The following is a 12,663-nucleotide window of genomic DNA, read 5'->3' as shown; positions in this document are numbered from 1 at the left end:
GCGGCGGCCCTGCTAGAAAGGACAAGGGCTCTCAGCCAGGATGCGCTCCCCCGTCACCGGATGCTCGAAGCCAATCGAGGTGGCATGCAGCATCAGCCGCTTGGCCAGGCTGAAGGCCTCATCCGAGGCATAAAGATCGCACCCCAGGATAGGATGACCTATCTGCTGGCTGTGGATGCGCAGCTGATGGGTGCGGCCGGAAACCGGCGTGAAACAGACGCGGGTCGTCTTGGGGCCGGTTAGGCGTTCCAACACCCGATATTCGCTCACCGCCGGCTTGCCCGTGGCAAAACAGATCTTCTGCAGCGGGAAGCGCTCCACATCCTTGGCGATCGGCAGCTCGATGCGGCCGCTGTCAGCACTGAGGTGGCCATGCAGCAGCGCCGTATAACTTTTGTCTATGCTGCGGTCCTGAAACTGTTTGGTGAGGGCGCCGTTGATGGCCTTATTCAGCGCCACCAGCATGATACCCGAGGTGCCAAAATCCAACCTATGCACCAAGGTCGCGCCCGGAAAGTCCCGCACCAATCGGTAATGCACCGAGTCTTTATTGGCCGGATGCTTTCCCGACAGGCTCAGCAAGCCGCTGGGCTTATTGATCAATAACAAGTGCGCATCCTGATACAGGACGTCTATGTCGGCATCACACCTGGGGGCGATGAAGGGATCGGTTTGTGGCTGCATGGAATTCCTGTTGTGGTTATCGCGGGTTTTCGCTGCTGAAAAACAAAAAGGCTGCATAACTGCAGCCTTTTTTCACTGTACGCCTAACTTATTTTGCCAGTATACGCTTGTGCAGTTCCTGCACCGAATTGACATTGTTTCTGTCATCGGCGGCATGGGCCATGCAGGTCGCGAACGCGGCATTGAGGGTCGTAGTGTAATTCACCTTGTAACGCAGGGCACCGCGGCGCAGCTGGCGCGAATCTTCGATCGCCTGACGTCCTTCCGTGGTGTTGACTATGTAGGTGTATTCGCCGTTCTTAATGCGGTCAAGAATGTGTGGCCGACCTTCGTGTACCTTGTTGACCAGACGGGGATTGATGCCGGCTTCACCCAGGACTATGGCGGTGCCGTGGGTCGCATCTATCTCGTAGCCCAGCTCGATCAGCTTGGCGGCCAGGTCGGCAACCCGTTTCTTGTCGCTGTTACGCACGGACAGTAAGGCACGTCCAGACTTGGGTACTTCTGAGGTGGCGCCCAGCTGCGCCTTGGCATAGGCTTCGGCGAAGGTTTCACCCACGCCCATGACTTCACCGGTAGAGCGCATCTCGGGGCCGAGCAGAGGGTCGACACCGGGGAACTTGTTGAATGGCAACACCACTTCTTTTACCGAGTAATAGGGTGGGATCACTTCTTCGGTGAAGTTCTGTGATTTCAGGCTCTGACCCGCCATCACCCGGGCGGCAATCTTGGCCAGAGGCACACCCGTCGCCTTGGAGACGAAGGGCACGGTACGGGCGGCACGGGGGTTAACTTCGATCATATAGATCTCGTTATCCTTGACCGCGAACTGGACGTTCATCAGACCCACAACCCCAAGCTCCATCGCCAGCTTACGCACCTGGACGCGCATCTGGTCCTGGATATCCTGGCTCAGGGTATAAGGCGGCAGCGAACAACCCGAGTCACCCGAGTGTACCCCGGCCTGCTCTATGTGTTCCATGATGGCGCCAACCACCACTGTCTCACCGTCACAGACGGCGTCGATATCCACTTCTATGGCATCGTCGAGGAAGTGATCCAGCAGCACGGGCGAGGCGTTGGACACGCTGACGGCCTCGTTGAAGTAGCGCAGCAAGTCTTGCTTGTCATAGACGATTTCCATCGCCCGGCCACCCAGGACATAGGATGGACGCACCACCAGCGGATAGCCGATACGCTCGGCAGCGATGACTGCGCCTTCGACCGTGGTGACCGTCTCGTTTTCCGGCTGCTTCATTTCCAGGCGCTGAATCGCCTGTTGGAAACGCTCTCTGTCTTCGGCTCTGTCGATGGCATCCGGACTGGTGCCTATTACCGGCACACCTGCGGCTTCCAGGGCACGGGCCAGTTTCAGCGGCGTCTGGCCACCATACTGGACTATGACGCCCTTGGGCTGCTCTATGCGGACAATTTCCAGCACGTCTTCCAGGGTCACCGGCTCGAAGTACAGCCTGTCCGAGGTGTCATAGTCGGTCGATACCGTCTCTGGGTTACAGTTGACCATGATGGTCTCATAACCGTCTTCGCGCAGCGCCAATGCCGCATGGACGCAGCAATAATCGAATTCTATGCCCTGACCGATACGGTTAGGGCCGCCGCCGAGCACCATGATCTTGTCACGGGTCGATGGGTTGGCCTCACACTCTTCCTCGTAGGTCGAGTACATGTAGGCTGTGTCTGTGGCGAATTCGGCGGCGCAGGTGTCGACCCGCTTGTAAACAGGATAAATCTCGTGACGATGACGTAGCTTGCGCACTTCACCCTCACTCACGCCCAGCACGTCGGCCAGACGCGAATCGGCGAAGCCCTTGCGCTTGAGCTTGCGCAGCAAGTCTTCGTTCAGACCCGACATGCCGACCTCGGCCACCTGGGCTTCGAGGGCAATCAGCTCTTCAATCTGCACCAGGAACCAAGGATCTATGTTGGTCAGGGCGAAGATGTCGTCGACGGACAGGCCGGCACGGAAGGCGTCGGCGATATACCAGATACGGTCACAGCCTGGTTCCTTCAGCTCGTGGCGAATGCGTTGCAGCGCCTCGGGCTTGCTCGTGTCTATGACAGGATCGAAGCCGTTACGGCTCACTTCCAGACCACGCAGCGCCTTATGCAGCGACTCCTGGAAGGTACGGCCTATGGCCATCACTTCACCGACAGACTTCATCTGGGTCGTCAGGCGGTCGTTGGAACCGGCAAACTTCTCGAAGTTGAAGCGCGGCACCTTGGTGACCACATAGTCGATGGCGGGTTCGAACGACGCCGGCGTACGGCCACCGGTGATGTCGTTCATCAGTTCATCCAGGGTGAAGCCTATCGCCAGCTTGGCGGCGATCTTGGCGATCGGGAAGCCGGTCGCCTTGGAAGCCAGCGCCGATGAGCGTGATACCCTGGGGTTCATTTCTATGATGACCATGCGGCCATCCTTGGGGTTGATACCGAACTGCACGTTCGAGCCGCCGGTTTCGACGCCGATCTCACGCAGTACCGCCATGGAGGCGTTACGCATCAGCTGGTATTCTTTGTCGGTCAGGGTCTGGGCCGGCGCCACCGTGATGGAATCCCCGGTGTGCACTCCCATGGGATCGAAGTTCTCGATGGCACAGACTATGATGCAGTTATCATTGCGATCCCGCACCACTTCCATCTCGTACTCTTTCCAGCCTATCAGGCTCTCGTCGATCAGCAGCTCATTGGTCGGCGACAAGTCCAGACCCTGGGAGCAGATCTCTTCGAACTCTTCCTTGTTGTAGGCGATACCGCCACCCGAGCCACCCATGGTGAAGGACGGGCGTATGATACAAGGGAAACCCACTTGGTCGAGTACGCCGTAGGCTTCTTCCATTGTGTGGGCTATGCCGGCACGCGGACACTCGAGACCTATGCTCTTCATGGCGACATCGAAGCGCGATCTGTCCTCAGCCTTGTCGATGGCATCGGCGGTGGCGCCTATCATCTCGACGTTGAATTCTTTGAGTACGCCCTTGGCTTCCAGCTCCAGCGCACAGTTGAGTGCAGTCTGGCCGCCCATGGTCGGCAGTATGGCGTCCGGACGCTCCTTGGCTATGATGTTGCGCACCACTTCCCAATGGATCGGCTCGATATAGGTGGCATCGGCCATTTCCGGGTCCGTCATTATGGTGGCCGGGTTGGAGTTCACCAGGATGACGCGGTAACCTTCTTCGCGCAGGGCCTTACAGGCCTGGGCTCCAGAATAGTCGAATTCACATGCCTGACCTATGACGATAGGACCGGCTCCCAGGATAAGAATACTCTTGATATCTGTACGTTTTGGCATTGCTTAAATCTTCTCCCAGTTAATACGACTACTTGGCGGTCTGACGATAGTGTTCGATGAGCTCGATAAAATGATCGAACAGCGGCGCGGCATCATTGGGTCCAGGACTCGCCTCTGGGTGTCCCTGGAAGCTGAAGGCCGGCTTGTCTGTCAGGTGTATGCCTTGCAGCGAACCGTCGAACAGCGACTTGTGGGTCACCCTGATGTTGGCCGGCAGTGTGGTCTCATCGGCGGCAAAACCATGGTTTTGGCTGGTGATCATCACATTGCCCTGTTCCAGGTTGCTCACAGGGTGGTTGGCGCCATGGTGACCGAACTTCATCTTCAGCGTCTTGGCACCGCTGGCCAATGCCAGTAACTGGTGACCCAGACAGATGCCGAATACCGGGATGTCGGTTTTCAAGATTTCCTGGATAGCCGCAATGGCGTAATCACATGGCTCAGGGTCGCCCGGGCCGTTGGACAAGAAAACCCCGTCGGGATTCATCGCCAGCACTTCGCTTGCCGGCGTCTGCGCCGGCACGACAGTCACGTCACAGCCGCGGTCGACCAGCATCCGCAGTATGTTGCGCTTGACGCCGTAATCGTAGGCCACCACCTTGAACTTGAGGTCGGCTGCCGGGGTATCGTCCGGCAGGCCGCCGACCAAACGCCAGCTGCCGCTGCGCCATGGGTAGGCTTTATCTGTGGTGACTTCCTTGGCCAGGTCCATGCCCTTGAGGCCGGGGAAGGCCTTGGCCGCCGCCAGCGCTTTGGCTTCGTCCAGATCGCCGACCATGATACAACCGGCCTGGGCGCCCTTCTCCCTCAGGATACGGGTCAGTTTGCGGGTATCGATATCTGCTATGCCGACAACCTTGTTGGCCTTGAGATAGTCGCTGAGACTCTGGGTATTACGGAAATTGCTTGCGATTAGCGGAAGATCGCGGATGATGAGACCACAGGCATGAACCGCCGCGGATTCAGTGTCTTCATCATTGGTACCAGTGTTGCCTATATGAGGGTATGTAAGTGTTACTATCTGGCGTGAATAGGAAGGATCCGTCAATATCTCCTGGTAACCTGTCATCGAAGTGTTAAATACCACTTCACCAACAGAGAGTCCATCGGCACCAATTGCTGTGCCAGAGAATACGGTTCCATCTTCGAGTACGAGTAAGGCAGACTTTGTCAACGCGACCTCCAAAAAGAGCCAAGCCACTGAAATATAATGTTTTTATATAATGTTAAGATACCAATTTCCGCTAATTTACGAAATTTTGACAAATTCCAGCGATTTTATAGGAAAAAGCTGAAACCGTCTACGCCTTGGCGGGCGGTTTTTTCCAAAAAACTCTGTTCGCAAATACCATTCGAAAAAAAACCACCCCTGGGTGGTTTTTAAAAATCATCGATTGAGCCCGAGCACCTGCTGCATATCGTAGAGGCCGGCATCCTGATCCACCAGCCAAATGGCGGCGCGCATGGCACCGTTGGCGAAGGTCATGCGGCTCGAGGCCTTATGGGTGATCTCCAGGCGCTCGCCGATATCGGCAAACATGGCGGTATGCTCGCCCACGAGATCGCCGGCACGAATGGTGGCGAACCCTATGGTGTTGCGCTCCCGCTCACCCGTTATGCCCTCACGGCCATAGACGGCACACTGCTCCAGATCCCGGCCCAGGGTCTGGGCGATCACTTCACCCATCTTCAGCGCCGTGCCCGAAGGGGCGTCTTTCTTATGCCTGTGATGGCCTTCGATGATCTCTATGTCGCTGTACTCGCCCATGACCTTGGCGGCCGTTTCCAACAGCTTCCACATCAGGTTGACGCCGACCGACATGTTGGGCGCCAGTACCACAGGGGTTTCCTCGGCGAAGGCATTGATCTGCTCTTTCTGCGCGTGGTTGAAGCCCGTGGTGCCTATCACTATCGGCTTGTTGTGGCGGGCACACCAGTCCAGGTTAGCCAGGCTGGCTTCGGGAGAAGTAAAATCGATCAGCACATCGAAGTCATCATGACTGAAGTCGAGGGAATCGCCTATGGGAACATGCAGCCGACCGACACCGGCCAGCTCACCGGCATCGACATCCACCAGACTGGAGCCGGGCCTATCTATGGCCGCGCCCAAACGTATCTGGTCATGATTCCTGGCGGCCTCGATAAGAGTACGTCCCATACGGCCACCCGCCCCGACGATAGCAACTCTCACTTGTGCACTCATCTCTTTCTCCTAATCCTCTGGATGCAGGTAAAAAAACGCCTAAGTTAACTTAGGCGATTTATACGATTAAACGATATCCAACAACTCAACTTCGAATACTAAGGTTGAGTATGGTGGAATCGAGGCACCGGCGCCACGTTCACCGTAAGCTAAGTGATGTGGAACGAAGAGTTTCAGCTTAGTGCCAACCGGCATCAGCTGCAGGGCTTCGGTCCAACCGGCGATCACACCTGAAACCGGGAACTCTGCGGGTTGACCGCGAGTCACTGAGCTGTCGAAGACGTCACCGTTGATGAAGGTACCGTGATAGTGAGTGCGAACCGTCGACTCATGGGTCGGCTTCTCGCCATCGCCTTGAACCAGCACTTCGTACTGCAGACCCGAGTCAGTCACTGTCACGCCATCACGCTTGGCGTTCTCGGCCAGGAAGGCTTCGCCTTCGGCAGAAGCGGCAGCGGCGGCTTCTTCTTGGGCCGCTTGTAAGCGACGACTGATTTCAGTGAAAGCCACTTGCAGATCTTCCATGGAAACAGCGCTTTCTTTACCCGCGAATGCATCGGCAAGGCCGGCCTGTACCGCTGGGATATCGACACCCTCGAAAGGATTCGCCGCCAGTTGTTCGCCCATTTGACGACCCACACCGTAGCTGGCTTGCTGTTCCATAGTGCTGAATTTGTCAGACATAATTAATTTACTCTCAGTAATCAGTGAATTTTAGCCGTGAATTTAAGTAGCTTAAATTTAGTATCTGGGGATTTTCGCGCGCCAGTATAACACATTTTGCCCGCAGATGCTGGCAAAGCCTGGGCTTATTTGCCCAGCTGGCAGCGATTTTTCACCCCGGCCTGACTGGCATGGTACAGAGGCAACACCTGAGCCTGGCGTTTCTGCAGCTCTTCTATCCTATGTCCATGGGACGGATGGGTCGACAGCAACTCGACGCCCTGGCCGCCGCCCGCCTTATCCATGTTCTGCCACAGGGCGATACTGGCCGCGGGATCGAAACCCGCCTTGGCCATCAGCTCCAAGCCAATGGCATCGGCTTCACTCTCCTGCGCCCTGCCGAAGGGCAGAATGAAGCCCACCTGGGCCCCGAGCCCCAGGGCCGACATATAGAGATCTTTGTTGGCCACGCCAACACCGCCCAGCGCCGCATCGGCAATCTGCATGCCGACCCCGGTCAGCTGCGCCCGCGAGACCTGCTCGTTGCCATGATTGGCCAACACGTGGGCCACTTCGTGTCCCAGCACAGTGGCCAGTTGGTCGGGACCCTCGGCCACTTTCAACAGCCCCGTGTAGACGCCTATGTGGCCACCTGGCAAGGCGAAGGCATTGACCTGCTCCGAGTCGAACAGCACCACCTCCCAAGGTTGGCCCTGGTTCGGTAACACAGAGGTGATGCGCCGGGCGACACAGTTCACATAGTCAGTCTGGCGTTTGTCCTTGCTCAGCTTCTGCTGCCGCTTCATCTCGGCGAAGGAGCTGTCGCCCATTTGCTGCATCTGCTCGGCAGAAAACAACAGGGTCTGACCACGGCCGGTCGGTGACTCAGTGGTGACGCAGCCACTCAACAGGGCCGTGGTCAGCAAACTCAACAATAGGGGTTTCATGGAATTCATCCTTTGTGCGACTCCTTGGTCTATTCCAGCCATAGGCGCTTCATATGGGAATAGACGCTTCATATGGGAATTTTACTTGTGCCTGCCGGGGATGCCAAACGAAGATTGGCCTCCTGCACTCAATCCAGCCTTTCTCCTGCTTCAAGCAGAGATTGCCCCGTCTATCGCTGGGCTGCAGGCTGCAATGACTGCCCCTGTGCCGGCTCATCCTGAAAAATAGCCTCAATGGGCAAGCCAAACAAACGCGCCACCTTGAAGGCCAGCGGCAGGCTGGGATCGAACTTGCCGGTTTCAATCGCATTGATCGTCTGGCGTGAAACGCCCAACGCCTGCGCCAATTGTGCCTGAGTCCAGTCGCGTTCCGCCCGCAACACTTTCAATCTATTTTTCACCTGTATCTCCTGTTGCCCGCCAGCACACCGACGAGAAACGTCAGGCCCATCAATATCATCAAGTGTGAGATGTCGGGTTCGAAACTGATCAGCCTGATATCCTCCATGATGCCGTAACTGCAGGCGCACACCAAACCTACGCCCAAAGTAATGGCGGCGGCATCTAAAAATATCTTGCGCGCCAGCTCATCCATCGCCTGTACCTGACGGATGTTGGCTCTGATCATGACGGCGCCCACCCCCAGGTTGAGCATGAGTGCCAGGAGCGAATACAAGGTATCGAACTGCCAGAGAAACCTCGGCCCAAAGGCCAGCAGCGCAGTTGAAAGCAACCAACTCCCCGACCATAGGCCCAGGCTGAGGGTGCTGCGCTTCAAGGTGGTTTGCCAAACTTCTGCATTCTGTTCTGACTTGCTCATATGTACGCTCCATTTGTCATTAAGTCATGTTAACTTTACTTACAGTAGCAATCGCCCCTCAAATGTCAAGCTCGCATGACTTAACGTCGTCAACACACGACTTTAGCTCATGGGCACGCGAGTTTACGGCGACCCATGTGGTGCGCAGCTCCCATCCTTGGCCTGAGAGTATTGCCAGAGCGCTGAACCCATGGGCTCAAACCTGCGGATTTTACCCGCAATCGCGGCGGGGCTATGCTGATAGTGATGGATTCAGCCGGATACGCTTATGAGCTTAAGTACAAAGGATCCTCATGCGGCCTTGGTGCGCACTTCCTTCTTTCGCTTCTATGAGGAACTCAACGATTTCTTACCCCAGGCGAGGCGCAGGGTCAGCTTTGCTTATGGATTCAAGGGACGGCCCAGCATCAAGAATACCCTCGCCGCCCTGGGGGTACCCCATGCCGAGATAGATCTGCTCTTGGTCGATGGCCGCTCCGTCGATTTCGACTACCGGCTACAGGGGCAGGAACATGTCAGTGTCTACCCCATGTTCGAGTGTTTCGATATCAGCGCCATCACCCGGCTCAGCCATAGGCCGCTGCGGAACAGCAAATTCATAGTGGATGTGAACCTGGGGAAACTGGCCACCCAACTGAGACTCCTGGGTTTCGACAGCCTGTATCGCAGTGACTTTGCCGACAGGGAGATAGTGGCGCTTTCACTGGCGGAGCAGCGCATCATACTAACCAGAGACAAGGGCATACTGCATTATAATTCGGTCAGCCACGGCTACTGGGTGAGGAGCACGGATGTCAGGGTCCAGATCCAGGAAGTCATAGAGCGCTTTCAACTCGAGCATAAGCTGGCGCCCTTCAGCCGCTGCCCCCTATGCAATACTGTCTTGGAGGCCATAGACAAGGCCGAGGTCCGCGGGCGGGTGCCGCCGGGGGCCTTTGGTTGCTACGAGACTTACAAGGAATGTCCTCGCTGCCGCAAGATCTACTGGCAAGGCTCCCACTACCGGCAAATTTGCCGGCGCATCGCCGCCCTGCGCGCCAGCCTGCACTCCGCCGGCGCGCCCCCAGCCGACCCACTCCCTCTGGATGCAAACGGCGGCAAAGATTAAGGCTTTCCAGCGTTCCATGGCGCCGGCTTCATGTGCCGGCACTTAAGTTCCCGGGTAAAACCGCGGCTATGTCGGGTTTGCGCCCTGGACTATACTGACTAACAGACAGGTATTATCTTTGGCCCAAGCCGAACCTGTCGAACGCGCCTGGTTGCAACCACGGGTGAAATCAGCACTGAAACCAGAGTTGGAACCAGCACCGAAACCAGAGTTGCAGCCAGAGCCGTAAGCGGCGGCGCAGCAAGATTAGCCGCGCTCTTTGAGCCTGATGTTGGGCCTGAGTGACTCATTACAGCTCATTAAAAGATACGCACCGAAGGACATCCATCATGAAAGGTTTATTGCTTTCAGCCATGTTGCTCTTCAGCAACGTCACTCTCCCGGCACTCGCCGCCGACGTCGGCATCTCCATCAGCATCGGCCAACCCGGCTTCTATGGCCAAATAGATATCGGCGACTTTCCGCAACCTGAGGTCATCTATGGCCACCCCATACTGATCGAACCCCTGGTGATCTCGCGCCCAGTCATCTACCTGCGGGTGCCCCTCTACCATGCCAGAGACTGGCATAGATATTGTCACTACTACCGAGCCTGCGGTGAGCGGGTCATGTTCGTCCGGGACAGCTGGTATACCCACACCTTTGTGCCCTATTACCATAAACATAGGCAAGAGTACGAAAACAGACGCCACCATAGTCACGGCGATAAGCATTACTACAGGGACTACCGGGACCGCCAGGATGACGACCACAGTTACCGGGATAGGGGGGACGGCAATCGCCAGGGCCATAAGCAGAAATACCGTGACGATAAGGGCAATCGCGGCAAAGGCCATGGGGACCAGGGAAAAGGAAAAGGCAAGGGCCAGGATCGCGGCCATGAGAAACACTGAACGCATTTCCCTCATTTGCCCCTTCCAACCAAGTTTCACCCATGAGCCGGGCAAGTGTCCCGGCTCAATTTATGTCGTGCCGCCGTCGTGCCGCTCGTGCATCTAGGGCCGTCACCGCAATCGATGCATGACATGACTCGTTAGCCATGCGGCCGCTGACCTAAAGACGTAGGCAATGCCTATTGCAGTATTCCCCATGGCTCTCGTTCACAGCATGCCGCTATGCAAGGCTCACGGGGGCAACAGTGCCTGCTTTGCAGTGCCCATCTGGCAGCAGAGTCTAAGTAGAGGTATGCCAGCCACTGCTCTTTTGTGAGCGCACAGGCCAAAGAGTACCCCCTTGGGAGTTGCCGCTGGGGGGATGGATCTCTTGATTTAATATCAGGCATCTACTGCACCTGACTCAGCAGGGGCATCATGGCGGGTGCAGGGTGCATAACCCCGGCGGTTGAGCTTATGAGCCAGAGTTAAAGCCCACGATTCTCGCCAAGCGCACCCGCCAAGCGCAGCTTGAAAGGTTCCGCAGGAGCCTTTCAAGCATAGTCAAGCCGCCTAGCGCCCGGATTTTCCTGTAAAGTCCTTGATGCTGCGCTTATTGATGCTGCGGCGGTTGGCCTGTTTATCCCTGGGGGGACGCTTGCGCTCGCCGCCTTCGCCACGGCCGCCACCGCCTACACAACCGTCACCGCGCTTCCCCTCCGGCACCTCACCCGTACCAGTGTCGGCCTTGGCGGCCGGCAGATCTGTGACGGGGAAACCCGGCAATGCCTGCAGCGGCAAGGCCCGCCCCGTCAGGGTACGGATGGCATCGAGGGCATCGTTCTCGCCATGACACACGAGTGAGATGGCCAGCCCTGAGGCGCCGGCCCTAGCGGTGCGGCCGATGCGGTGCACATACACGGGCGCGCTGGGCGGCAGGTCCAGGTTGAGCACCACGGGCAAGGCATCCACGTGGATGCCGCGGGCCAGCAGATCTGTCGCCACCAACACCTTCACCCTGCCCGCCTTGAAATCCTCCAGCGTCTGGGTACGCACCGCCTGCGCCTTGTCGCCATGCAGGGATGCCACCGCAACGCCGGCCTTGGCGAGGCGCTTGGCGAGGGCATCGGCACTGTCCCTGGCGCCGATAAACACCAAAGCCTGTGACCATTGGTGTTCCTTTAACAAGGCTATCAGGGCCTGGGCCTTGCTGCCCTTGTTGACCAGATACAGACGCTCCTCTATCTCGGCCACCACAGAATTGAGCGCCTGGGCCTCGATGCGCACAGGCTTTGTCATCATCCCCAGCGCCAGCTCATTCAGCGCCGCTGGCAGGGTCGCGGAGAAGAGCAAGGTCTGCCGCGTATCCGGCATAAAAGTCAGCAGACGTTGGATATCGGGCCAGAAGCCCATCTCCAGCAAACGGTCGGCCTCATCCAGCACCAGGTGGCGCACATGCTGCAAACTCAGGGCATCTTGTTTGAGCAAGTCCAGCAGCCGCCCCGGAGTGGCCACCAAGAGCTGTGGCCCCTTGGCCAGGCCTTCGAGCTGGGTCTCCTGCGCTTCCCCGCCGCACAGGACCTGCAGCCCTATCCCGAGTGGCGTCGCCACCGCTTGCAGCGCCCTGCTCACCTGCGCCGCCAGCTCCCGGGTCGGCACCAAGATCAGCGCCTGCACCCGATCCCTTGGCTCTGAGTTGTCTGAATGCAGATTCTGCAGCAGCGGCAGGGCATGCAGCAGCGGCAAGCCAAAGGCCAGGGTCTTGCCGCTGCCTGTCTGCGCCAGCGCCAGCAGATCTTTGCCCTGCAGGGCTACGGGGATCGCCAACTGCTGGATACGGGTCGGGGTATGCAGCTCAGGGGGCAAGGCCGCAAGCAATACGGGATTGAGGTTAAGCTCGGCGAACGTCATGGGGAATACAAGGCTAAGGGAGTCGAGGGCGAAGTCTACCAGTGTCACTGGATAAGTAAAACCCGCCGCTTGCCCGCGCCTACGGGAAACGACTAGTCACAGTGTATGAGGAAATATGTTTTGGTTGTCCTTTCTTTTTCTT

General features: G+C 57.5%; 11 protein-coding genes. 2 read left to right on the top strand and 9 right to left on the bottom strand.

The genetic code is table 11. The annotated features are described in order from the left end of the window. Positions 1-12 precede the first annotated feature (12 nt). The 8 genes from HC757_RS15320 to HC757_RS15285 form a co-directional block, all read right to left on the bottom strand. Positions 13-684 carry an RluA family pseudouridine synthase gene (locus HC757_RS15320; protein ID WP_169565256.1) on the bottom strand — a complete coding sequence of 224 codons (672 nt, stop codon included), beginning with the start codon at positions 682-684 and terminating at the stop codon, positions 13-15. An 88-nt stretch (positions 685-772) separates the two neighbouring features. Continuing rightward, positions 773-3,997 (bottom strand): carbamoyl-phosphate synthase large subunit, encoded by a 3,225-nt coding sequence (gene carB / locus HC757_RS15315; RefSeq protein WP_169565255.1) that lies wholly within the window; start codon positions 3,995-3,997, stop codon positions 773-775. 28 nt (positions 3,998-4,025) lie between these two features. Further along, entirely contained in the window at positions 4,026-5,183 is a 1,158-nt protein-coding gene (carA, locus tag HC757_RS15310) for a glutamine-hydrolyzing carbamoyl-phosphate synthase small subunit (RefSeq protein WP_211164448.1), read from the bottom strand. 201 nt (positions 5,184-5,384) lie between these two features. Next, entirely contained in the window at positions 5,385-6,200 is an 816-nt protein-coding gene (dapB, locus tag HC757_RS15305) for a 4-hydroxy-tetrahydrodipicolinate reductase (protein ID WP_169565253.1), read from the bottom strand. Positions 6,201-6,266: 66 nt separating this feature from the next. Further along, a complete protein-coding gene (gene bamJ / locus HC757_RS15300) occupies positions 6,267-6,884 on the bottom strand; it encodes a BamJ family beta-barrel-assembly machinery protein (protein WP_169565252.1) in 618 nt (205 codons plus the stop codon). A gap of 125 nt (positions 6,885-7,009) precedes the next feature. Then, positions 7,010-7,810: a M48 family metallopeptidase gene (locus HC757_RS15295; RefSeq protein ID WP_425313978.1), complete on the bottom strand. Its 801-nt coding sequence runs from the start codon at positions 7,808-7,810 to the stop codon at positions 7,010-7,012. Between the two features lie 170 nt (positions 7,811-7,980). Beyond that, the gene (locus HC757_RS15290) at positions 7,981-8,211 is read right to left on the bottom strand and encodes a helix-turn-helix domain-containing protein (protein WP_169565250.1); all 231 of its coding nucleotides are present in this window, start codon (positions 8,209-8,211) and stop codon (positions 7,981-7,983) included. Next, positions 8,208-8,630 (bottom strand): hypothetical protein, encoded by a 423-nt coding sequence (locus HC757_RS15285; protein WP_169565249.1) that lies wholly within the window; start codon positions 8,628-8,630, stop codon positions 8,208-8,210. The genes HC757_RS15290 and HC757_RS15285 overlap by 4 nt, the downstream gene beginning before the upstream one ends. 268 nt (positions 8,631-8,898) lie before the next feature. Here HC757_RS15285 and HC757_RS15280 point away from each other — a divergent pair, with 268 nt between their 5' ends. Both HC757_RS15280 and HC757_RS15275 read left to right on the top strand, forming a co-directional pair. Beyond that, on the top strand, positions 8,899-9,738 hold the full coding sequence (locus tag HC757_RS15280) for a Mut7-C RNAse domain-containing protein (protein WP_169565248.1): 840 nt from the start codon (positions 8,899-8,901) through the stop codon (positions 9,736-9,738). 329 nt (positions 9,739-10,067) lie between these two features. Next, on the top strand, positions 10,068-10,631 hold the full coding sequence (locus tag HC757_RS15275) for a hypothetical protein (protein WP_169565247.1): 564 nt from the start codon (positions 10,068-10,070) through the stop codon (positions 10,629-10,631). Positions 10,632-11,183: 552 nt separating this feature from the next. Here the strand turns inward: HC757_RS15275 and HC757_RS15270 are convergent. Then, a complete protein-coding gene (locus HC757_RS15270; protein WP_169565312.1) occupies positions 11,184-12,521 on the bottom strand; it encodes a DEAD/DEAH box helicase in 1,338 nt (445 codons plus the stop codon). Between the last annotated feature and the right edge of the window lie 142 nt (positions 12,522-12,663).

Source organism: Shewanella salipaludis (genome assembly GCF_012911865.1).
Classification (GTDB): Bacteria; Pseudomonadota; Gammaproteobacteria; order Enterobacterales; family Shewanellaceae; genus Shewanella; species Shewanella salipaludis.
This window is presented reverse-complemented; position numbering and strand designations above follow the sequence as displayed.

What these genes read in the sequence shown, in the direction of transcription:
- HC757_RS15320 (WP_169565256.1), bottom strand. Translation starts at nt 684, where the DNA reads ATGCAGCCACAAACCGATCCCTTCATCGCCCCCAGGTGTGATGCCGAC.
- carB (WP_169565255.1), bottom strand. Translation starts at nt 3,997, where the DNA reads ATGCCAAAACGTACAGATATCAAGAGTATTCTTATCCTGGGAGCCGGT.
- HC757_RS15275 (WP_169565247.1), top strand. Translation starts at nt 10,068, where the DNA reads ATGAAAGGTTTATTGCTTTCAGCCATGTTGCTCTTCAGCAACGTCACT.
- HC757_RS15295 (WP_425313978.1), bottom strand. Translation starts at nt 7,810, where the DNA reads ATGAAACCCCTATTGTTGAGTTTGCTGACCACGGCCCTGTTGAGTGGC.
- HC757_RS15280 (WP_169565248.1), top strand. Translation starts at nt 8,899, where the DNA reads ATGAGCTTAAGTACAAAGGATCCTCATGCGGCCTTGGTGCGCACTTCC.
- HC757_RS15270 (WP_169565312.1), bottom strand. Translation starts at nt 12,521, where the DNA reads ATGACGTTCGCCGAGCTTAACCTCAATCCCGTATTGCTTGCGGCCTTG.
- HC757_RS15285 (WP_169565249.1), bottom strand. Translation starts at nt 8,630, where the DNA reads ATGAGCAAGTCAGAACAGAATGCAGAAGTTTGGCAAACCACCTTGAAG.
- dapB (WP_169565253.1), bottom strand. Translation starts at nt 6,200, where the DNA reads ATGAGTGCACAAGTGAGAGTTGCTATCGTCGGGGCGGGTGGCCGTATG.
- bamJ (WP_169565252.1), bottom strand. Translation starts at nt 6,884, where the DNA reads ATGTCTGACAAATTCAGCACTATGGAACAGCAAGCCAGCTACGGTGTG.